Here is a 735-nt window from a genome sequence, read left to right on the forward strand (position 1 = left end):
AATTAGATTAAACAATGCCGTGCGTGTCCATCACATTGATTTTAATTATGATTATCTGGGGATTTCTCAGGTTTGGGCGTTATGTTGACGGAGGCTTCATTGGTAGTTAATCAGAAATATAGAGGAAGAAAAAGTCGTTTCGAATTTGGCGAACATTCGCTTCGACATATGTTTTCTGATAATGATCAGACTGTTGAATTCACAACATTATATTCTGGAATTGACATCGACCCAATTGTACTTACTGAAAAAAATGTAATTTGGAAGTTTGTTACTATTCCATTTTGGTTCTTAGCAATATCAACTATGGGTAAGGTTGTTATTAGTGCCGAAAGCCAAATGCAGGCATTGGGCGGAATGATTATGGTGGGATTTTGGCTAGCCTGCGTTGGGATGTGCTACTTATTCAATAAGAGAGGTCAAGTCACTCTGACAATGTTTGACTCAGCGAAAGGACGTATTGTTGTAATTAACGATGGGAAACATGAGCCTATAGTGAATGAGCTAGAAAATAGAATTAGGTCTCTATATTATGATGAGGATGAGACAGTGCATTGAGCTACATAACAGAGATTATGGCGTCAATAACTAAATTTCAGCATTTGGCGCTTCTCACATTGCTCCGTCTCTGTGTATCGGGTTCAAGGTAACAACCATTTTTATAACACTGGCAATTAGGGCAACTTTTTATCAACTTGTCTAAACTTGGTAATTTGAGGGTGTTCATAATTCTGT

At 37.6% G+C, this 735-nt stretch carries 1 protein-coding gene; it reads left to right on the plus strand.

The genetic code is table 11. From position 1 onward, the window contains the following. The first annotated feature begins 99 nt into the window (after positions 1 to 99). The gene (locus CWB98_RS23380; RefSeq protein WP_138546969.1) at positions 100 to 558 is read left to right on the plus strand and encodes a hypothetical protein; all 459 of its coding nucleotides are present in this window, start codon (positions 100 to 102) and stop codon (positions 556 to 558) included. The last annotated feature ends 177 nt before the right edge of the window (positions 559 to 735 follow it).

The sequence above is a fragment of the Pseudoalteromonas rubra genome, assembly GCF_005887115.1.
Lineage (GTDB): Bacteria > Pseudomonadota > Gammaproteobacteria > Enterobacterales > Alteromonadaceae > Pseudoalteromonas > Pseudoalteromonas rubra_F.